At 54.9% G+C, this 20,668-nt stretch carries 21 protein-coding genes and 3 tRNA genes; 16 read left to right on the top strand and 8 right to left on the bottom strand.

The features are described from left to right. Positions 1-2: 2 nt before the first annotated feature. Positions 3-239, top strand: a complete 237-nt coding sequence (locus AAYN39_RS20245; protein ID WP_000941878.1) for a DUF1435 domain-containing protein — start codon at positions 3-5, stop codon at positions 237-239. Positions 240-270: 31 nt separating this feature from the next. On the opposite strand, the gene AAYN39_RS20250 is transcribed toward AAYN39_RS20245, so the two are convergent. The 4 genes from AAYN39_RS20250 to rsmC all read right to left on the bottom strand — a co-directional run bounded on the left by AAYN39_RS20250 (position 271) and on the right by rsmC (position 1,808). Further along, a tRNA-Leu gene (locus AAYN39_RS20250) sits at positions 271-357 on the bottom strand. Between the two features lie 31 nt (positions 358-388). Continuing rightward, positions 389-475: transfer RNA gene (locus tag AAYN39_RS20255), tRNA-Leu, on the bottom strand. A gap of 27 nt (positions 476-502) precedes the next feature. Beyond that, a tRNA-Leu gene (locus AAYN39_RS20260) sits at positions 503-589 on the bottom strand. Positions 590-779: 190 nt separating this feature from the next. Continuing rightward, on the bottom strand, positions 780-1,808 hold the full coding sequence (gene rsmC, locus AAYN39_RS20265) for a 16S rRNA (guanine(1207)-N(2))-methyltransferase RsmC (RefSeq protein WP_001272292.1): 1,029 nt from the start codon (positions 1,806-1,808) through the stop codon (positions 780-782). A gap of 102 nt (positions 1,809-1,910) precedes the next feature. On the opposite strand from rsmC, the gene AAYN39_RS20270 reads away from it, so the two are divergent. From AAYN39_RS20270 to AAYN39_RS20305, 8 genes are all read left to right on the top strand, one after another. Beyond that, on the top strand, positions 1,911-2,348 hold the full coding sequence (locus AAYN39_RS20270; protein ID WP_000203999.1) for a DNA polymerase III subunit psi: 438 nt from the start codon (positions 1,911-1,913) through the stop codon (positions 2,346-2,348). Continuing rightward, complete coding sequence (gene rimI, locus AAYN39_RS20275; RefSeq protein WP_001092432.1) at positions 2,293-2,739, top strand: ribosomal protein S18-alanine N-acetyltransferase; 447 nt, start codon at positions 2,293-2,295, stop codon at positions 2,737-2,739. Before AAYN39_RS20270 ends, rimI begins: the two co-directional genes overlap by 56 nt. A gap of 21 nt (positions 2,740-2,760) precedes the next feature. Beyond that, entirely contained in the window at positions 2,761-3,438 is a 678-nt protein-coding gene (gene yjjG / locus AAYN39_RS20280; RefSeq protein WP_001681626.1) for a pyrimidine 5'-nucleotidase, read from the top strand. A 91-nt stretch (positions 3,439-3,529) separates the two neighbouring features. Beyond that, entirely contained in the window at positions 3,530-5,119 is a 1,590-nt protein-coding gene (prfC, locus tag AAYN39_RS20285; RefSeq protein WP_000175968.1) for a peptide chain release factor 3, read from the top strand. 401 nt (positions 5,120-5,520) lie between these two features. Beyond that, entirely contained in the window at positions 5,521-6,138 is a 618-nt protein-coding gene (osmY, locus tag AAYN39_RS20290) for a molecular chaperone OsmY (protein WP_000178963.1), read from the top strand. A 128-nt stretch (positions 6,139-6,266) separates the two neighbouring features. Beyond that, positions 6,267-6,428: a DUF1328 family protein gene (locus AAYN39_RS20295; RefSeq protein ID WP_000490276.1), complete on the top strand. Its 162-nt coding sequence runs from the start codon at positions 6,267-6,269 to the stop codon at positions 6,426-6,428. A gap of 123 nt (positions 6,429-6,551) precedes the next feature. Beyond that, the gene (locus AAYN39_RS20300; RefSeq protein ID WP_000531551.1) at positions 6,552-7,625 is read left to right on the top strand and encodes a patatin family protein; all 1,074 of its coding nucleotides are present in this window, start codon (positions 6,552-6,554) and stop codon (positions 7,623-7,625) included. Further along, entirely contained in the window at positions 7,622-8,395 is a 774-nt protein-coding gene (locus AAYN39_RS20305) for a metal-dependent hydrolase (RefSeq protein ID WP_000119011.1), read from the top strand. Before AAYN39_RS20300 ends, AAYN39_RS20305 begins: the two co-directional genes overlap by 4 nt. 32 nt (positions 8,396-8,427) lie before the next feature. Here AAYN39_RS20305 and AAYN39_RS20310 read toward each other — a convergent pair whose 3' ends face one another. Further along, positions 8,428-9,291 carry a YjjW family glycine radical enzyme activase gene (locus AAYN39_RS20310; protein ID WP_001064935.1) on the bottom strand — a complete coding sequence of 288 codons (864 nt, stop codon included), beginning with the start codon at positions 9,289-9,291 and terminating at the stop codon, positions 8,428-8,430. Next, the gene (locus AAYN39_RS20315; RefSeq protein WP_001111683.1) at positions 9,263-10,813 is read right to left on the bottom strand and encodes a YjjI family glycine radical enzyme; all 1,551 of its coding nucleotides are present in this window, start codon (positions 10,811-10,813) and stop codon (positions 9,263-9,265) included. The genes AAYN39_RS20310 and AAYN39_RS20315 overlap by 29 nt, the downstream gene beginning before the upstream one ends. A gap of 259 nt (positions 10,814-11,072) precedes the next feature. Here AAYN39_RS20315 and deoC point away from each other — a divergent pair, with 259 nt between their 5' ends. From deoC to AAYN39_RS20340, 5 genes are all read left to right on the top strand, one after another. Further along, on the top strand, positions 11,073-11,852 hold the full coding sequence (gene deoC / locus AAYN39_RS20320) for a deoxyribose-phosphate aldolase (protein WP_031624265.1): 780 nt from the start codon (positions 11,073-11,075) through the stop codon (positions 11,850-11,852). Between the two features lie 122 nt (positions 11,853-11,974). Then, on the top strand, positions 11,975-13,297 hold the full coding sequence (deoA, locus tag AAYN39_RS20325; protein WP_000477838.1) for a thymidine phosphorylase: 1,323 nt from the start codon (positions 11,975-11,977) through the stop codon (positions 13,295-13,297). A gap of 51 nt (positions 13,298-13,348) precedes the next feature. After that, on the top strand, positions 13,349-14,572 hold the full coding sequence (gene deoB, locus AAYN39_RS20330) for a phosphopentomutase (protein WP_000816454.1): 1,224 nt from the start codon (positions 13,349-13,351) through the stop codon (positions 14,570-14,572). A 209-nt stretch (positions 14,573-14,781) separates the two neighbouring features. Then, positions 14,782-15,501, top strand: a complete 720-nt coding sequence (gene deoD, locus AAYN39_RS20335; protein WP_000224864.1) for a purine-nucleoside phosphorylase — start codon at positions 14,782-14,784, stop codon at positions 15,499-15,501. A gap of 206 nt (positions 15,502-15,707) precedes the next feature. Further along, entirely contained in the window at positions 15,708-16,193 is a 486-nt protein-coding gene (locus tag AAYN39_RS20340; protein ID WP_000073958.1) for a transposase, read from the top strand. Positions 16,194-16,283: 90 nt separating this feature from the next. On the opposite strand, the gene lplA is transcribed toward AAYN39_RS20340, so the two are convergent. Further along, positions 16,284-17,300 carry a lipoate--protein ligase LplA gene (gene lplA, locus AAYN39_RS20345; protein ID WP_000209755.1) on the bottom strand — a complete coding sequence of 339 codons (1,017 nt, stop codon included), beginning with the start codon at positions 17,298-17,300 and terminating at the stop codon, positions 16,284-16,286. A gap of 33 nt (positions 17,301-17,333) precedes the next feature. Then, positions 17,334-17,978 carry a YtjB family periplasmic protein gene (locus tag AAYN39_RS20350; protein WP_000090067.1) on the bottom strand — a complete coding sequence of 215 codons (645 nt, stop codon included), beginning with the start codon at positions 17,976-17,978 and terminating at the stop codon, positions 17,334-17,336. Positions 17,979-18,094: 116 nt separating this feature from the next. On the opposite strand from AAYN39_RS20350, the gene serB reads away from it, so the two are divergent. Both serB and radA read left to right on the top strand, forming a co-directional pair. Then, on the top strand, positions 18,095-19,063 hold the full coding sequence (gene serB, locus AAYN39_RS20355) for a phosphoserine phosphatase (protein ID WP_001132983.1): 969 nt from the start codon (positions 18,095-18,097) through the stop codon (positions 19,061-19,063). A gap of 83 nt (positions 19,064-19,146) precedes the next feature. Next, the gene (gene radA, locus AAYN39_RS20360) at positions 19,147-20,529 is read left to right on the top strand and encodes a DNA repair protein RadA (protein WP_001029720.1); all 1,383 of its coding nucleotides are present in this window, start codon (positions 19,147-19,149) and stop codon (positions 20,527-20,529) included. The last annotated feature ends 139 nt before the right edge of the window (positions 20,530-20,668 follow it).

The raw sequence follows: 20,668 nt of genomic DNA on the forward strand, positions 1-20,668 counted from the left end.
CCATGTTGCAGCGGACGTTAGGCAGCGGATGGGGCGTGTTATTGCCTGGAGTGATTATCGTTGGACTGGCGTTTATCGGCCTGTCAGCTTATGCGCTGAAGCTGTTGATTGTATCAGGATTGCTACTGTCTGCGCTGATGTTGTATCACAAACAATTACGGCATTTTGTACTGCTGCCATCGTGTATAGCGCTTATTGGCGGCATGATGTTGGCAATGATGAACTGGAATCAGGGATGAAAATGAAGGGACAAAGGAAGGATAAGATAATTGGTGCGAGGGGGGGGACTTGAACCCCCACGTCCGTAAGGACACTAACACCTGAAGCTAGCGCGTCTACCAATTCCGCCACCTTCGCACAGTTATCTTACTTTTTGATATCGCCTCGTTGGTGCGAGGGGGGGGACTTGAACCCCCACGTCCGTAAGAACACTAACACCTGAAGCTAGCGCGTCTACCAATTCCGCCACCTTCGCCCAGTGCGAGCAATATCAACATGGTTTTGGTGCGAGGGGGGGGACTTGAACCCCCACGTCCGTAAGGACACTAACACCTGAAGCTAGCGCGTCTACCAATTCCGCCACCTTCGCATACCATCGATTCTTGAAAAGAATCACTACCACGGAGGCGCATTCTAGTGGTTTTCAGCTATTCGTCAATAGTTAATTGCATGGGATAGATTGATTGCTGCAAAAATGGGCGCGAGACGTAGGTTGGATAAGACGCCTGGCGTCGCCATCCGGCACATGCAACCAGATGGCGCTGCGCTTATCAGGCCAACTATTTCTTCGCCTGACGGGTCATCACGATACGATAAACCTTAAAGCGCCCGGTTTGCGCGATGACTTCATGGAAGCCAAAGGTCTCATCCAGAATCTTAGGATAGGGCAGAAAGGCGTTCGCCACGATGCGTAACTCTCCGCCGCTGTTCAGATGGCGCACTGCGCCGCGAATGAGCGTTTGCGCCGCATCAAGGCTGGTTTGCATTCCGTCGTGGAACGGCGGGTTGGAGATGATCATGTCAAAACGTCCTTTGACTTCCGAAAAGACGTTGCTGGCGAATACCTCGCCTTCAAGACCATTAGCGGCAAGCGTGGCGCGGCTGGCTTCCACCGCCGGCGCGCTGACGTCACACAGCGTCAGGCGCACTTTCGGCGAATGGCTGGCCAGCGCGGCGGAAAGCACGCCAGCGCCGCAGCCGACATCCAGCACTTTACCTTTGGTGTGCGGCGTCAGCGTAGACAGCAGCAGTTGGCTACCAACATCCAGTCCGTCGCGGCTGAATACGCCCGGCAACGTTTTGATGGTCAGCCCGTCGATATTGTACTCGGCCCACCAGGATTCAAGACTAAACTGCGGCTGCTTTTCCAGACGACCATGGTAAAGGCCGCAACGTCGCGCGCTATCTACTTTGTTCAGCGGCGCATAGTCCGCCAGCATCGGTTCGGCGCTACGCACGCCGCTGCGGTTTTCTCCCACGACGAAAACATCGCTGCCCACCGGCATCAGCGACAAAATATTCATCAACTGGAACTGCGCTTCGGGTTTATTTTTCGGCCAGTAGTAGATCAGCGTATCGCAGTCAGCGACATCGCTGGCTTGCGCGACCAGGCTAAAACGGACGTTATCGCCCATCTGGCGGCTTAACGCCTGCCAGTGGTGAAACTGTTGCGTATACGCGCGGCTGGCGGCGCATTCAAAGCGCGCGGGCAGGTCATCCTGCAAATCTCCGGCAAAAAGAATACGGCTTTGTTCGAAATCATCACTGTGGCGCAGCAAGACTTCACTTGCCGGGGTAAAAGCAGACATGGAATGCTCCTTAATTCAGACTGGCGGCGATTATAGTAGTTTGATGGCGGAGATTCGACAGATTTGCTATATTTGCGCCCCTGATTACAGGAGCGTTTCGCTATGACATCCCGACGAGACTGGCAGTTACAGCAACTGGGTATTACGCAGTGGGCGCTGCGACGTCCTGGCGCGCTACAGGGCGAGATTGCGATTTCCCTTCCCGCGCACGTTCGTCTGATCGTGGTTGCAGAGGAATTACCCGCGCTGAACGAGCCGCTAATGCGCGATATTTTACGCGCGTTGACCGTGAGTCCCGATCAGGTTTTACCGCTGACGCCTGAGCGCGTCGCCATGCTGCCGCAGGGCAGCCGTTGTAATAGCTGGCGGTTAGGAACTGACGCGCCGCTCCAACTCGAAGGCGCTCAGGTCACGACGCCGGCGTTTAATGAACTCCGGGTAAACCCGGCGGCACGCGCCGCACTATGGCAACAAATCTGCGAACATGAACACGATTTCTATCCTCAGCACGACCGATCTCCCCGCAGCCTGGCAGATTGAGCAACGCGCTCATGCGTTTCCGTGGAGCGAAAAAACGTTTTTCGGCAACCAGGGCGAACGGTATCTCAACTTTAAGCTGACTGCTGATGACAGAATGGCCGCGTTTGCCATTACACAGGTGGTGCTGGACGAAGCGACGCTGTTCAATATCGCCGTCGATCCGGATTTTCAGCGTCGGGGGCTGGGGCGTATGCTGCTTGAGCATCTGATTGATGAACTGGAAAAACGCGGTGTTGTAACGTTATGGCTGGAGGTACGCGCCTCTAACGCTGCCGCCATCGCGCTGTATGAAAGTCTGGGGTTTAACGAGGCGACGATTCGCCGCAATTACTATCCCACGGCACAAGGGCATGAGGACGCCATCATCATGGCGTTACCGATAAGCATGTAATAAAAGAGGCAAGGTGTAATGATGAAGTGGGACTGGATTTTCTTTGATGCCGATGAAACGCTGTTTACGTTTGATTCTTTCACCGGCTTACAGCGGATGTTCCTTGACTATAGCGTCACCTTTACCGCTGAGGATTTCCAGGATTACCAGGCCGTGAATAAGCCGCTATGGGTGGATTATCAGAACGGCGCGATTACTTCATTACAATTGCAGCACGCGCGCTTTCAAAGTTGGGCTGAACGGCTAAACGTTGCGCCGGGGCGGCTGAATGACGCTTTTATTAGTGCGATGGCGGAGATCTGTTCTCCTTTGCCGGGCGCCGTTTCGCTACTTAATGCGATTCGCGGGCAGGCTAAAATCGGTATTATTACTAACGGTTTTACCGCGCTACAACAAACTCGTCTGGAGCGCACCGGGCTGCGCGAGTATTTCGATCTGCTGGTGATTTCCGAGCAGGTTGGCGTCGCGAAGCCCGATCCGAAAATCTTTAACTACGCCCTGGAGCAGGCGGGGAATCCTGACCGCTCGCGCGTATTAATGGTTAGCGATACCGCGGAGTCCGATATTCTTGGCGGCATTAACGCCGGACTGTCGACCTGCTGGCTTAACGCGCATCATCGCGAGCAGCCCGCGGGTATCCATCCAACCTGGACTGTGGCGTCATTAAGCGAACTGGAGCAGCTCCTGTGTAAACACTGATTGCCTCCCCCAGGTTGATGGGTAAAATAGCCGCATTTTTCGTATTCAACATGCGTGGTCAAACGCCGCGCTTACTCAAGAAGATTTGACTATGACGTTGTCTCCTTATTTGCAAGAGGTGGCCAAACGCCGCACTTTTGCCATCATTTCTCACCCGGACGCCGGTAAAACCACCATTACCGAAAAAGTGTTGCTGTTCGGACAGGCGATTCAGACCGCCGGTACGGTAAAAGGCCGTGGCTCCAGCCAACATGCAAAATCTGACTGGATGGAGATGGAAAAACAGCGTGGTATCTCTATCACCACCTCGGTGATGCAGTTCCCGTATCACGATTGTCTGGTGAACCTGCTGGACACCCCGGGGCACGAAGACTTCTCCGAAGATACCTACCGTACCCTGACGGCGGTGGACTGCTGTCTGATGGTGATCGACGCCGCAAAAGGTGTTGAAGACAGGACTCGTAAGCTGATGGAAGTTACCCGTCTGCGTGATACGCCGATCCTGACCTTTATGAACAAACTCGACCGTGACATCCGCGACCCGATGGAGCTGCTGGATGAAGTGGAAAATGAGCTGAAAATCGGCTGTGCGCCGATCACCTGGCCGATTGGCTGCGGCAAGCTGTTTAAGGGCGTTTATCACCTTTATAAAGATGAAACTTATCTGTATCAGACCGGTAAGGGCCACACCATTCAGGAAGTGCGCATCGTTAAAGGGCTGAATAACCCGGATCTGGACGCCGCCGTCGGTGAAGACCTGGCGCAGCAACTGCGCGACGAGCTGGAACTGGTGCAGGGCGCATCTAACGAGTTTGATGAAGAGCTGTTCCTGGCAGGGGAAATTACCCCGGTATTTTTCGGTACCGCGCTGGGTAACTTTGGCGTTGACCATATGCTGGATGGTTTAGTGGCGTGGGCGCCCGCGCCGATGCCGCGTCAAACCGATACCCGCACAGTGGAAGCCTCAGAAGAGAGGTTCACCGGTTTTGTCTTTAAAATTCAGGCCAATATGGACCCGAAACACCGCGACCGCGTGGCGTTTATGCGCGTGGTTTCCGGTAAGTATGAGAAGGGCATGAAGCTACGCCAGGTCCGTACCGGCAAAGATGTGGTGATTTCCGACGCGTTAACTTTTATGGCGGGCGACCGTTCGCACGTTGAAGAAGCGTACCCGGGCGATATTTTGGGTCTGCATAACCACGGCACCATTCAGATCGGCGATACCTTCACCCAGGGCGAGATGATGAAGTTTACCGGTATCCCGAACTTTGCGCCGGAACTGTTCCGTCGTATTCGCCTGAAAGATCCGCTCAAGCAGAAGCAGCTACTGAAAGGGCTGGTGCAGCTTTCTGAAGAGGGGGCGGTGCAGGTATTCCGTCCCATCTCCAACAACGATCTGATTGTCGGCGCCGTGGGCGTTTTGCAGTTTGACGTTGTTGTCGCGCGCCTGAAAAGCGAATACAACGTTGAGGCGATTTATGAATCCGTCAACGTGGCGACGGCGCGCTGGGTGGAAAGCGCCGATGCGAAGAAATTCGAAGAGTTTAAGCGTAAGAATGAAACGCAGCTGGCGCTGGATGGCGGCGACAACCTTACCTATATCGCCCCCACGATGGTTAACCTGAACCTGACCCAGGAACGTTACCCTGACGTTCAGTTCCGTAAAACGCGCGAACACTGATCCCTTTCCGGGCGCGGCATCCGCCGCGCCTTCGTACTTTCCCTGCCTTTTTAACCGCTTACGGAATGTTCTTAAATCCCGCGTTTTTTCTCCGATCTGCCTGTTTTTTATACGCACCGACAAGCGATTTTAAAATTGTGATCTATATTTAACAAAGTGATGACATAAATGTCGGCTTTAATGCCTGTTCAATGCGTGAATATGAGAGCTTAAAGCTGAGATTTGTTTCAGTCACGATATTAATAACTGAAACGGAAGGGTGGCAGGCGACGCGTCGTTACAAATTCACGAATGTGATGCCAGTCATTGACTTCAGAAACCGGTGAGTTTCACCGCATTCAGCAATGCAACCTCGTGTTGCCTGAGCTCAAATTACGAGCAAACTATACAGGACAAAATCGATGACTATGACAAGACTGAAGATTTCTAAAACTCTGCTGGCCGTAATGTTGACCTCTGCTGTTGCGACAGGTTCTGCCTTTGCAGAAAACGCAACAACGGACAAGGCGCAAAGCGGAACCGAAACCGCAGGGCAAAAAGTCGATAGCTCTATGAATAAAGTCGGTAACTTCATGGATGACAGCGCTATCACTGCGAAAGTCAAAGCTGCGCTGGTAGACCATGACAATATTAAAAGCACCGATATTTCTGTCGAAACCAATCAGAAAGTCGTCACCCTGAGCGGCTTTGTAGAAAGCCAGGCGCAGGCTGAAGCCGCCGTGAAAGTGGCGAAAGGCGTAGAAGGCGTGACCTCCGTTAGCGACAAACTTCACGTTCGCGACAATAAAGAAGGTTCCGTGAAAGGTTATGCCGGCGATACGGCCACGACCAGTGAAGTCAAAGCCAAGTTGCTGGCGGACGATCTCGTCCCTTCCCGTAAAGTAAAAGTGGAAACGACCGATGGCGTCGTACAGCTCTCCGGTACTGTTGAAACTCAGGAACAAAGCGACCGCGCTGAAAGCATCGCGAAAGCCGTTGATGGCGTAAAAAGTGTTAAAAACGATCTGAAAGTTCAGTAATTCGTCGTAATTCGTCCTCCCGACGTTTGTCGGGAGGCGTAATGTGCACCACACTAAAAATATCGCGAATGAGTAGCCTGAGCGCTCATATTTAGCGGTCGACATTAACTATGGTAAAGGAGAGGCTTATGTTTCGTTGGGGCATTATATTTCTGGTTATCGCGTTAATTGCCGCCGCATTGGGTTTTGGTGGACTGGCTGGTACGGCTGCCGGCGCGGCGAAAATCGTCTTCGTCGTCGGGATCGTGCTCTTCCTGGTCAGCCTGTTCATGGGCCGTAAACGACCCTAGCAGGCAGCTGTAAAGATATATTGCTATCAAGCCAGTCCAGCGGACTGGCTTTTACGGTTTTAGCCGTTAACGTTTTGCATTACCTTGTCAGCCTGGAAAAAAATGAAAAACAGGAAGGCAGAGGTGGGCCAGCGAATACCGGTTACGCTCGGCAATATTGCGCCGTTATCATTAACACCGTTCCGGTCAGGCCGTATGGCGCTGGTCTGTGAGGGCGGGGGGCAGCGGGGCATCTTTACCGCAGGCGTGCTGGATGAGTTTATGCGTGCGCAGTTTAATCCTTTCCATCTCTACTTCGGCACATCAGCCGGTGCGCAAAATCTCTCGGCGTATCTCTGCAACCAGCCCGGCTACGGGCGTAAAGTCATTATGCGCTATACCACCAGGCGCGAATTTTTTGATCCGCTGCGATTTGTACGCGGAGGAAACCTTATCGACCTCGACTGGCTGGTGGAGTCCACCGCCGCCCGGATGCCGCTGCAGATGGATACCTCAGCGCGCCTGTTCGACAGCGGAAAATCCTTTTATATGTGCGCCTGCCGGGGGGATGATTACACGCCGGGCTATTTCTCGCCGACAAAACAAAACTGGCTTGATATCATTCGCGCCTCCAGCGCCATACCGGGTTTCTACCGTACCGGCGTTACGTTAGAGGGCATCAACTATCTGGACGGTGGCATTAGCGACGCCATTCCGGTTCAGGAGGCGGCAAAGCGGGGGGCGAAAACCATTGTGGTGATCCGCACCGTACCCTCGCAAATGTATTACACGCCGCAGTGGTTTAAGCGTATGGAGCGCTGGCTGGGAGAGAGCAGTCTACAGCCGTTGGTCAACCTGGTGCAGCATCATGAAACGTCCTACAGCGCGATCCAACAATTTATTGAAAAGCCGCCGGGTAAGCTGCGGATCATTGAAATTTATCCGCCGAAACCGCTGCACAGCATGGCGCTGGGCAGCCGTATCCCGGCGCTGCGTGAGGATTACAAAACCGGGCAATTATGCGGGCGTTATTTCCTTGCCACCGTTGGTAAATTGCTCGCCGCAACGCCGCCTCTCTTGCGCCATTCGTCGCGGATTGCCGTGCCGGAAACGGTGGTCGTGCCTCCGGCACCGGTGGCCAATGATACGCATGTGGCGGAGGTCATTAGCGCGCCGCAGGCAAACGACACCACATTTACCGACGAGGATCTGGCGTGAGCTGGCGCTTTATCGATACGCATTGCCATTTTGATTTCCCGCCCTTTACGGGCGATGAGCGCGCCAGTATTCAGCGTGCCTGTGAGGCGGGCGTTGAAAAAATCATCGTGCCGGCGACCGAGGCGGCTCACTTTCCCCGCGTGCTGGCGCTGGCGGCGCGTTTCCCGTCGCTTTATGCTGCGCTGGGATTGCACCCCATTGTGATTGAGCGTCATGCCGATGACGATCCTGATAAGCTGCAACAAGCGCTGGCGCAACAACAGAACGTCGTGGCGGTAGGCGAGATCGGTCTCGATCTTTATCGCGACGATCCGCAGTTCGCCAGGCAAGAGCGATTTTTAGACGCGCAACTGCAACTGGCAAAACGCTACGATCTGCCGGTGATCCTGCACTCGCGGCGCACGCATGACAAACTGGCGATGCGCTTAAAGCGCCAGAGTTTGCCGCAAACCGGTGTGGTGCATGGTTTTTCCGGCAGTCTGCAACAGGCCGAACGTTTTGTGCAACTGGGCTATAAAATCGGCGTCGGCGGCACCATCACCTACCCGCGCGCCAGTAAAACCCGTGATGTTATGGCGCGGTTGCCGCTGGACGCGCTGTTGCTGGAGACCGATGCGCCGGATATGCCGCTAAAGGGGTTTCAGGGGCAGCCGAACCGCCCGGAGCAGGCGGCGCGCGTATTTGATGCGCTCTGCGAATTACGTCAGGAGCCCGCAGAGGTGATAGCCGATACGCTGTATCGCAATACCGTTACCTTGTTTCGGCTCTGATGGCATCGCAGCCGCCGTCCGGCAGGCGACGCTTACAAATATAGCGCCGGCAAAATCAGCTTCGCCACCCCACGCGCGCGCAATCCGTCAGCCAGCCGTTCCACCTCTTGCGGCGTCGCGCCTGGCCAGGCTTTCGCTTCGCCATAGACGCCATGCGCATGAAAGGCATTCAGGCGCACCGGAACCTCGCCCAGCGAAGTAATAAACGCCGCCAGTGAATCGATATGCGCCGCATAGTCCACCTGACCCGGGATAACCAGCAACCGCAGCTCCGCCAGTTTTCCCCGCGCAGCAAGAAAGCGGATACTGTGCTTAATATGCGTGTTATCACGTCCGGTCAGACGGTGATGACACTCGCTCTTCCAGGCTTTCAGATCGAGCATTACGCCGTCGCAAACCGGCAGTAGTTTTTGCCAGCCGGTCTCGCTTAACTGACCATTACTGTCCACCAGACAGGTCAGCCGTTGTAACTGCGGATCGGCTTTGAGCGCCGTAAATAGCGCCACAATAAACGGTAATTGCGTGGTCGCCTCTCCGCCGCTGACGGTAATACCTTCAATAAACAGCGATGCTTTACGAATATGACGCAGCACATCGTCAATGCTCATAGTCTGCGCCATTGGCGTTGCCTGCTGTGGGCACATTTTCAGGCAGGTATCGCACTGCTCGCAGACGTCCGACCGCCATACCACTTTCCCGCCATCAATGCTGAGGGCGTGGTGCGGACACTGCGATACGCATTCCCCGCAGTCGTTACAGCGTCCCATCGTCCACGGGTTATGGCAATTCTTGCAGCGCAAATTGCAGCCCTGTAAGAATAATGCCAGGCGGCTGCCTGGCCCATCGACGCAGGAAAACGCAATGATCTTACTGACTAAAGCGCATCTGTTGTTCATGGCTGACTACGCGTGGCTGTCGTTCCAGGATGCGGGTATTACGTGCGGCTTCTTCTCCCAGCCAGGTGGTATTCGTGCGCGAGCCTTCGGCGCGAAATTTCGCCAGATCCGACAGGCGCACCATATAACCGGTGACGCGCACCAGATCGTTGCCGCTGACATTGGCGGTAAATTCCCGCATCCCGGCTTTGAACGCGCCAAGACAAAGCTGAACCAGCGCCTGCGGATTGCGCTTGATGGTTTCGTCCAGCGTCAGAATGTCGCTGATCCCGGCATGATAAAAGGCATGGTGCGGCGCGACGGTTTGCAAATGGGTGATAGGGTCCGGTTCATCGCCATACGGCAGACGCGCGCCCGGCGTAGTGCCGATATCGGAACTGATGCCAGACTGGGCATGGAGCAGCGCCCGTTGCTTCCTGCCATACTTCACTGGCGTATTTTCGACGAAATCCGCCAGTTGGGCGCTAATACGGTAGCCCAGCTCGTTCGCCGTTTCATTCTTGCCGTAACGGGCGGTCAGGCCGGCGTTTTCGCACAGCAGGTTCACGGCTTCCGCCAGCCCGTACATACCGAACATCGGCGCAAAACGTTCGGGATCGATCAAACCTTCCTGTACAAGGAAGCTATTCTCAAAGAAATGTGACTTTTCATAGAGGAATTCACATCGTGAATTAATGATGGCGATCTGCTGTCGGCAGTAGTGCGGTAGCGTGCGTGAAAAGAAGTCATCGACAGACGTACTGCGTTCTGCCACGGCTTTCAGGTTGAGACGTACCAGCGTACTGCCACCGCCGGCAAGCGGTAGCGAGTTATAACAACTGACGATGCCATAATGGCCTTTTGTGAAAATTTTATCATTTACAGGGCCGTTGGAAATGTGTGGCTTACTGCATTCGCAAATGTTTTTGGCGACCTCCAGCAGCAGATCGTCCGGCGTAATTTCCGCATCGTAGATAAACGTCAGGTTAGGCGCCACCTGCTTTAACTCGGCATCGGCGCGCAAAATCGCTCGTGTGACAGGCGTATCGGCAGGGCCAATATTGGCATGCATAAAGGCGTCTGGCAGCGTTCTGTCGAGATAACGCCAGAAACGTTTTATTCGAATATCGATCGCATCTTGTGTTAGAATTCTAACATACGGTTGCAGCAACGCATCAAGCTGGCCGAGATAAACCGGCATGGACGTCACGGAAGGAACGTGATGATACAGAATGGTGAGTAGGGATAACGCATCATCCAGATCTTTCGCGCCTTCCAGTTCCAGCCACTGTGAACCGTTAGCCAGAAATCGGGCGTAATCGGGCAACACGTAGCGCGGTTTGAAGGGGGCGTGCCCCTCAAACATATCGCAAATGACGCCTTCATCCAGCGCCTGGCGGGCATCTTCCGGCAGGGTGGGATAAGGCAGGGCGTTTTCAGCTTCCAGCGCCAGAAAATGGCGTTTTTGTTCAGGCGTGAGCACCGGGCTGGTCACAATTTGCTGGCAACGCTGCTGGAGCGCAGTTTCGCATGAGGCAGGCATCTTCGTTTCCTCTTTATGCCGGGACGATGCGCTATTGTAGAAAATGGCGGCAAACCGACTTTGATCCTGATGCGCTTAACGCTCGAAGAACAGGCGGTGACGGCGGGATAATTTGATTCAGATCTCATTACAGTAATGCAAATTTGTACGTAGTTTTCATTAACTGTGATGTATATCGAAGTGTAATCGCGAGTGAATGTTAGAATATTAACAGACTCGCAAGGTGAAATTTTATACGGCAATGCCGTTGGAGAATGTCATGACTGATTTAAAAGCAAGCAGCCTGCGTGCGCTCAAACTGATGGATCTGACCACTCTGAACGATGACGACACCAATGAAAAAGTGATCGCGTTGTGTCATCAGGCAAAAACCCCGGTCGGGAATACGGCGGCGATTTGTATTTACCCGCGTTTTATCCCGATTGCGCGTAAAACTCTGAAAGAACAAGGTACCCCGGACATCCGCATTGCAACGGTGACTAACTTCCCGCATGGCAATGATGACATCGATATTGCGCTGGCGGAAACCCGTGCGGCGATCGCCTACGGCGCTGACGAAGTGGACGTGGTATTCCCGTACCGCGCGTTGATCGCCGGTAACGAGCAGGTGGGTTTTGACCTGGTAAAAGCCTGTAAAGACGCTTGTGCCGCAGCGAACGTATTGCTGAAAGTGATTATCGAAACCGGCGAGCTGAAAGAAGAGGCGCTGATTCGTAAAGCCTCTGAAATCTCCATTAAAGCCGGTGCGGATTTCATCAAAACCTCTACCGGTAAAGTGCCGGTAAACGCTACGCCGGAAAGCGCGCGCATCATGATGGAAGTGATCCGCGACATGGGCGTTTCCAAAACCGTTGGCTTCAAACCGGCGGGCGGCGTACGTACGGCGGAAGACGCGCAGAAATTCCTCGCGATCGCAGACGAACTGTTTGGCGCTAACTGGGCAGATTCTCGTCACTACCGCTTTGGCGCATCCAGCCTGCTGGCAAGCCTGCTGAAAGCGCTGGGTCACGGCGACGGTAAGAGCGCCAGCAGCTACTAAGCTCTGATTTGCCGGATGGCGCTGCGCTTTCCGGCCTACAAATCCAGGCCTGTAGGCCGGATAAGGCGTTAGCCGCCATCCGGCGATGTAAGCCTTCTACTCTTTTCCCTCAGGAGGGTACCGTGTTTCTCGCACAAGAAATTATTCGTAAAAAGCGTGATGGTCATGCGTTGAGTGACGAAGAAATTCGTTTCTTTATCAATGGTATTCGTGACAATACTATCTCTGAAGGGCAGATTGCCGCCCTGGCGATGACCATCTTCTTCCACGATATGACCATGCCGGAGCGTGTTTCGCTGACCATGGCGATGCGGGATTCCGGTACTGTCCTTGACTGGAAAAGCCTGAATCTCAATGGCCCGATTGTCGATAAGCATTCGACCGGCGGCGTAGGGGACGTGACGTCTCTGATGCTGGGGCCAATGGTAGCGGCCTGCGGCGGTTATGTGCCGATGATCTCCGGTCGCGGTCTCGGACATACCGGCGGTACGCTCGACAAACTGGAAGCGATCCCGGGCTTCGACATCTTCCCGGACGACAACCGTTTCCGCGAAATTATTCAAGACGTGGGTGTGGCGATTATTGGGCAAACCAGCTCGCTTGCACCGGCGGACAAACGTTTTTACGCCACCCGCGATATTACCGCGACGGTGGACTCTATTCCGCTGATCACTGGTTCCATCCTCGCCAAGAAACTGGCCGAAGGGCTGGATGCGCTGGTAATGGACGTCAAAGTCGGCAGTGGCGCGTTTATGCCAACCTATGAACTTTCTGAAGCCCTTGCTGAAGCGATTGTTGGCGTGGCAAACGGCGCGGGAGTTCGCACTACGGCTTTGTTAACCGATATGAACCAGGTGCTGGCTTCGAGCGCCGGTAACGCGGTGGAAGTGCGTGAAGCCGTGCAGTTCCTGACCGGAGAATACCGCAATCCGCGCTTGTTTGACGTTACCATGGCGCTATGCGTGGAGATGCTGATCTCCGGCCAGCTGGCGAAAGACGACGCCGAAGCGCGTGCGAAATTACAGGCGGTTCTGGATAACGGTAAAGCGGCAGAAGTCTTTGGTCGTATGGTGGCCGCGCAGAAAGGGCCGAGCGATTTCGTTGAGAACTACGATAAATACCTGCCGACCGCCATGTTGAGCAAAGCGGTATATGCTGATACCGAAGGGTTTATCAGCGCAATGGATACGCGTGCGCTGGGGATGGCGGTCGTCTCGATGGGCGGCGGCCGTCGTCAGGCGTCTGATACCATTGATTACAGCGTTGGCTTTACCGACATGGCCCGTCTGGGCGACAGCATCGACGGGCAGCGCCCGCTGGCGGTGATTCATGCCAAAGACGAAGCCAGTTGGCAGGAAGCGGCGAAGGCCGTCAAAGCGGCAATTATCCTTGACGATAAAGCGCCAGCAAGCACACCTTCGGTCTATCGTCGAATTACTGAATAGTTGTATACTGATCTGATCAATTATTTTTGAAGCACTAAGTACGGAGAAGATATGAAACGTGCATTTATTATGGTGCTGGACTCATTCGGCATCGGCGCTACTGAAGACGCGGATCGTTTTGGCGACGTAGGTTCCGACACTCTGGGCCACATCGCAGAAGCTTGCGCCAAAGGCGAAGCTGACAATGGCCGTAAGGGCCCGTTGAATCTGCCTAACCTGACTCGTCTGGGGCTGGTGAAAGCGCATGAAGGCTCTACCGGTAAAATTGCCGCCGGCATGGACGGCAACGCGGACGTTATTGGCGCATACGCATGGGCGCACGAACTGTCCTCCGGCAAAGATACGCCGTCCGGCCACTGGGAAATCGCCGGCGTGCCGGTGCTGTTCGACTGGGGCTATTTCAGCGACCACGAAAACAGCTTCCCGCAGGAACTGCTGGATAAGCTGGTAAAACGCGCCAACCTGCCGGGCTATCTCGGTAACTGCCACTCTTCCGGTACGGTCATTCTGGACCAGCTCGGCGAAGAGCACATGAAAACCGGCAAGCCGATTTTTTACACCTCCGCTGACTCCGTGTTCCAGATTGCCTGCCACGAAGAGACCTTTGGCCTGGATAAACTCTACGAGCTGTGCGAAATCGCCCGTGAAGAGCTGACCGAAGGCGGCTACAACATTGGCCGCGTGATCGCGCGTCCGTTTATCGGCGACAAGGCCGGTAACTTCCAGCGTACCGGCAACCGTCACGACCTGGCCGTAGAACCGCCAGCGCCGACCGTGCTGCAGAAACTGGTCGATGAAAAACAGGGCCACGTGGTGTCCGTCGGTAAGATTGCCGACATCTACGCCAACTGCGGCATCACTAAGAAAGTGAAAGCGACCGGTCTGGACGCGCTGTTCGACGCGACCCTCAAAGAGATGAAAGAAGCGGGCGATAAAACCATCGTTTTCACTAACTTCGTTGACTTCGACTCTTCCTGGGGCCACCGTCGCGACATCGCGGGCTACGCCGCAGGTCTGGAGCTGTTTGACCGCCGTCTGCCGGAGCTGATGGAGCTGGTGGGTGAAGATGACATTCTGATCCTGACCGCTGACCACGGCTGTGACCCGAGCTGGACCGGTACTGACCATACCCGTGAGCACATTCCGGTGCTGATCTACGGTCCGAAAGTCAAACCGGGCTCTTTAGGTCACCGTGAAACCTTTGCGGATATCGGCCAGACGCTGGCGACCTACTTTGGTACATCGCCGATGGACTACGGTAAAAACATGCTGTGATACCCGTTGTCTTTCGCGCTGTAGATGCGTTGACTTCATTCGCTCACCCCGGTCACATAGTTAATCTATGCTCCCGGGGATTCACGAATTCGTCGCCTTCCTACAACGCGAAATCCTTAGGGTATTTCACTGTTTTTACACACGTTTTGTAGGCCTGATAAGGCGTAGCCGCCATCAGGCAATAACAACAAATTTAAAGGGAACTGAAGATGGCAACTCCACATATTAATGCAGAAATGGGTGATTTCGCTGACGTCGTATTGATGCCGGGCGACCCGCTGCGTGCGAAGCACATTGCTGAGACTTTCCTCGAAGATGTCCGCGAAGTGAACAACGTTCGCGGCATGTTAGGTTTCACCGGGACTTACAAAGGCCGTAAGATCTCCGTGATGGGCCACGGTATGGGTATCCCGTCCTGCTCCATCTACACCAAAGAGCTGATCACCGATTTCGGCGTGAAGAAAATCATTCGCGTCGGCTCCTGCGGCGCTGTGCGCATGGACGTCAAACTGCGTGACGTGGTGATCGGTATGGGGGCCTGCACCGACTCCAAAGTGAACCGTATCCGTTTCAAAGATCATGACTTTGCGGCTATCGCTGACTTCGACATGGTACGTAACGCGGTTGACGCGGCAAAAGCGCTGGGCGTAGACGCGCGCGTGGGCAACCTGTTCTCCGCGGATCTGTTCTATTCTCCGGACGGCGAAATGTTCGACGTGATGGAAAAATACGGCGTACTGGGCGTAGAGATGGAAGCGGCGGGTATCTACGGCGTTGCGGCTGAATTTGGCGCGAAAGCGCTGACCATCTGCACCGTGTCTGACCATATCCGTACCCACGAGCAGACCACTGCCGCTGAACGTCAGACGACCTTCAACGACATGATCAAAATCGCGCTGGAATCCGTACTGCTGGGCGATAAAGAGTAAGATTGTGCTGTGCCCGGTGGCGCTTCGCTTACCGGGCCTACAACGGCCTGCGATTGTTACAGGATCGATTTGTAGGCTGGATAAGGCGTAGCCGCCATCCGGCAATCTGCTGTTTATACTGCGAGCCTCATTCCCGAATTACCCTCTCCGCATTGCCTTTTGCTATTAACCCGTTACGTTTGGATTTTGTTTAAGGAATGAACAAAATGTCGAACTATCGTCGTTATTACATTAACGGTGGAACCTGGTTTTTCACGGTTAATCTGAAAAACCGGAAAAGTGATTTACTTGTCCGCCAGATTGCGGAATTACGCTCTGCGATTCGCCGAGTGAAAAATACGAAGCCTTTTCAAATTGATGCTTTTGTCGTGTTGCCTGAGCATCTGCATTGCATCTGGACGCTTCCTGAGAACGATTGTGACTTTTCATCTCGCTGGCGGGAGCTTAAAAAGTTATTTACCAAATCGATAATGCGCCATGACGTGTGGCAGCCACGATTCTGGGAGCACACGATTCGCGACGAAAAGGATTTTCGCCGACATGTCGATTACCTCTACTTCAACCCCGTGAAGCACGGTTGGGTAAGGCGGGTGCAGGATTGGCCGTTTTCGACCTTTCATCGTGATGTTCGCAATGGCGTTTACCCGGTTGATTGGGCGGGGGAGGTGAGGGATCTTGACGCTGGTGAATAGCGGTAATGCCGGATGGCGCGTTGCTTATCCGGCCTACAGAAAGCACTCATTTGTAGGCCGGATAAGGCGTAGCCGCCATCCGGCAATTCTTTAACGCACGGCCCCTGCGACCCAATTCGCCAGTTCCCGCAACTCACTCTCCTGTTCCGGAAACGTCGCTATCAGCGCTTCGCACGTTTCCTGTAGTTTATCCGCCCGATACTGGCAGCCTTGCAGCCGCCCCGCCAGCGCTTCCAGCGGTGCCGGGTTCAGGCTATCGGTAAACGCCTGTGCGCGAGTAATCACACCTTTCTCTACGTCAAAATGCAGCTCGACGCCGCCCCAGGTGAAACGCTCGTCCAGCAGATGGCTGAACGCCGGTGCCTGGCCGAAATTCCACTCCCAACTGCTCTGGCGCGCAAAGGTTTCGGTAAAATTCGGCAGATCCGGCGTTTTATCCGGTGAAATCACTTCCGCGTCGATGCGTTCGCCGTAATGGGCGAAAAAGGCTTCCGTGACCGCCTGGCAGACCTGTTCATGGGTGATACCCGGTAATAACTCGGTAAGATTGGCTACGCGGGAGCGAACGGAGGTGATTCCTTTCGCCGCAAGTTTCTTTTTATCCGGATTCAGATAGTTTGCCAGACGGCTGAGGTCGGCGTTCAGCAGCAGCGTACCGTGATGGAAGCCGCGATCTTTGGTTTCGCGATAGGCTGAACCGGAGACTTTGCGATCGCCGTCCGGCGTTTTTACGACCAGATCGTTGCGTCCTGAAGCATCGGCCATGACGCCCAGCGAATTCAGCGCCGCGAGCACAATATGGGTGGAGATGGTTTTATCGTATTCCGGTTTACCGGCCATAAAGGTAAAGCAGGTATTACCGAGGTCATGGAATACCGCGCCGCCGCCACTGCTACGGCGGGCCAGACGGACGTTATCTTCTTCCATACGCCGCGTATTACACTCTTTCCACGGGTTTTGCGCGCGTCCAATGACCACCGTGTCCGCGTTGCGCCACAGGAACAGCACGCGCTGGGTGGCGGGCATCTGGCGGAAAATGCACTCCTCGACCGCCAGGTTAAACCAGGGATCGTAAGAGTCAGAAATAAGCAGGCGTAATGTTGTCATGGTGGTTTTCCTTACCTTTATTAAGCCGTCATTTTACTCTTTTTCCTCACGCTCTTCCTCTTCCGGAACAGGCTTGCTGGCCGTTAACAGGAAGGGTGACTGCTGCCAGCGGGTGCGTTTACCTTGTAGCAAGGTGCGCGTCAGCACCACGCCTATCGCCAGCGAGAGTAGCAGCATCAGGCGTAGAATGTTGGTGGTGTTATCGACCTGTTTTGCTTCGGTGGCCAGAGTGTGGGTATCCAGCGTCAGACGCAGGTAGCCCAATGGGCCGTTTTTCCCCTGGATAGGCTCGACAATTTGTTGGTTAAAATAGCTGCCCGCTTTTTTGCCATCCAGCGCCAGCCTGTCGCGCACGTTGACGCTTTCGCCAGCGCGAGTAATAAGATCGCCCTGTTCATCATAGACGCCGGCATCCAGAATACGGCTCTCTTGCGTGAGCTGACGCAGCACGGCGTTGATGCGATTTTCATCCGGTGTTTCGCTGCGCATCAGCGGGGCGATGTTGAGCGTCACCTGGCGCGCCAGCGTGCGGGCCAGCTCTTCCAGCTGTGGATTGCGCTGTCGCTGGTGGTTTTGACTAAACCAGGACGCGCCCTGCATGAGCGCGACGAGCAGTGTGAGACAGAACAATACAATGACTGCACGATGCAGCCGAAATTTCAGTTTTGCGCGAGCCATATTCCACCTGCTGAAAATTTGAGGCTTAATGTTGCCAGAAGCGATGGTTACAAGGTAGCCTCATGCGTTATTTTCCGCGGGGCGGTTACCGGCCTGAACGATTTACAGGAGCTTTAATGCCTAACATTACCTGGTGCGATCTGCCTGAAGATGTCTCTTTATGGCCTGGTTTGCCTCTTTCTTTAAGCGGCGACGAGGTGATGCCTCTGGATTACCATGCAGGCCGCAGCGGTTGGCTGCTGTATGGGCGCGGGCTGGATAAGCAGCGTTTAACTCAATATCAGACCAAACTGGGCGCGGCAATGGTGATTGTCGCCGCCTGGTGCGTGGAGGATTATCAGGTCATTCGTCTGGCGGGGTCGCTGACGCCGCGTGCGACGCGGCTGGCGCATGAGGCGCAGCTGGATGTCGCGCCGCTGGGTAAAATTCCGCATTTGCGCACGCCGGGGCTGCTGGTCATGGATATGGATTCCACGGCGATCCAGATTGAGTGTATCGATGAAATCGCTAAGCTGGCCGGTACCGGTGAGAAGGTGGCTGAAGTGACGGAGCGCGCGATGCGCGGCGAGCTTGATTTTACCGCCAGCCTGCGCAGCCGCGTGGCGACGCTGAAAGGCGCGGATGCCGATATTTTGCGCCAGGTGCGCGGGAATCTGCCGCTAATGCCAGGATTAACGCAGTTGGTGCTAAAACTGGAAGCGCTCGGCTGGAAAATCGCTATCGCCTCCGGCGGCTTCACTTTCTTCGCCGACTATCTGCGTGACCAGCTACGCCTGACGGCGGCGGTCGCCAATGAGCTGGAGATCATGGACGGTAAATTTACCGGTCACGTTATCGGCGATATTGTGGATGCTGAGTATAAAGCCAATACCTTGCTTCGTCTGGCGCAAGAGCATGACATCCCGCTGGCGCAGACGGTGGCGATTGGCGACGGCGCTAACGATCTGCCAATGATCAAAGCGGCAGGGTTAGGTATTGCCTTCCATGCCAAGCCAAAAGTAAACGAAAAGACGGAGATTACGATCCGCCACGCTGACCTGATGGGCGTGTTTTGCATTCTCTCCGGCAGCATGAACCAGAAATGATTAATCTGCCCAATGGCAAGGCGACCGTAGGCCGGATAAGCGCCAGCGCCATCCGGCAACAGCGTTAACGAAAGAGGTAAAACGTGGCAAAAGCTCCCAAACGCGCCTTTGTTTGTAATGAATGTGGTGCCGATTACCCACGCTGGCAGGGGCAGTGCAGCGCCTGCCAGGCCTGGAACACCATTACTGAGGTGCGCCTTGCCGCGTCGCCGACGGTGGCGCGTAACGAACGTCTGAGCGGATACGCCGGCAGTGCGGGCGTATCAAAAGTGCAGAAACTGTCTGACATCAGTCTTGAGGAACTGCCGCGCTTTTCTACCGGTTTTAAAGAGTTTGACCGCGTGCTGGGCGGCGGGGTGGTACCCGGCAGCGCCATTTTGATTGGCGGTAACCCCGGCGCGGGCAAATCAACGTTGCTGCTGCAAACGCTGTGCAAACTTGCCGAGCAGATGAAAACGCTGTACGTCACCGGCGAAGAGTCGCTACAGCAGGTGGCGATGCGCGCGCACCGTCTCGGCCTGCCGACCGCTAATCTGAATATGCTCTCCGAAACCAGCATCGAGCAGATCTGCCTGATAGCGGAAGAAGAACAGCCGAAGCTAATGGTGATCGACTCCATACAGGTGATGCATATGGCGGACATCCAGTCGTCGCCGGGCAGCGTCGCCCAGGTCCGCGAAACGGCAGCCTACCTGACGCGCTTCGCTAAAACGCGCGGCGTGGCGATCGTGATGGTCGGCCACGTCACCAAAGACGGGTCGCTGGCGGGGCCGAAAGTGCTGGAACACTGTATTGATTGCTCAGTATTGCTCGACGGCGACGCCGATTCTCGTTTCCGCACGCTGCGCAGCCACAAAAACCGCTTTGGCGCAGTCAATGAGCTGGGCGTCTTCGCTATGACCGAACAGGGGTTGCGCGAAGTGAGCAATCCGTCCGCCATCTTTTTAAGCCGCGGCGATGAGGTCACTTCCGGCAGCTCAGTGATGGTCGTCTGGGAAGGTACGCGACCGTTGCTGGTGGAGATTCAGGCACTGGTCGATCACTCGATGATGGCGAACCCCAGACGCGTGGCGGTCGGTCTGGAACAAAACCGTCTGGCTATCCTGCTGGCGGTGCTGCACCGACACGGCGGTCTGCAAATGTCGGATCAGGACGTCTTCGTCAACGTGGTCGGCGGCGTGAAAGTCACCGAAACCAGCGCGGATCTGGCTTTACTGCTGGCGATGGTCTCCAGCCTGCGTGACAGGCCGTTGCCGCAGGATCTGGTGGTGTTTGGCGAAGTGGGGCTGGCAGGCGAGATTCGTCCGGTGCCGAGCGGGCAGGAGCGTATTTCCGAGGCGGCGAAACACGGTTTTCGTCGGGCGATTGTGCCTGCCGCCAACGTACCGAAAAAGCCGCCGGAAGGAATGCAGGTGTTCGGTGTTAAAAAGCTCGCAGATGCGTTAAGCGTGTTTGACGACTTATAATTCTCTGTATGTAGTGATGTTGTATAATTTGCCGGATGGCGACGCAATGCGTCTTATCCGGCCTACGGATTGATACGGATTGATGTTGTAGGCCTGATAAGCGAAGCGCCGTCAGGCAGTGTTATGCGATTTTTCCAGC

Source organism: Salmonella sp. K21076, assembly GCF_039650795.1.
Classification (GTDB): domain Bacteria; phylum Pseudomonadota; class Gammaproteobacteria; order Enterobacterales; family Enterobacteriaceae; genus Salmonella; species Salmonella enterica.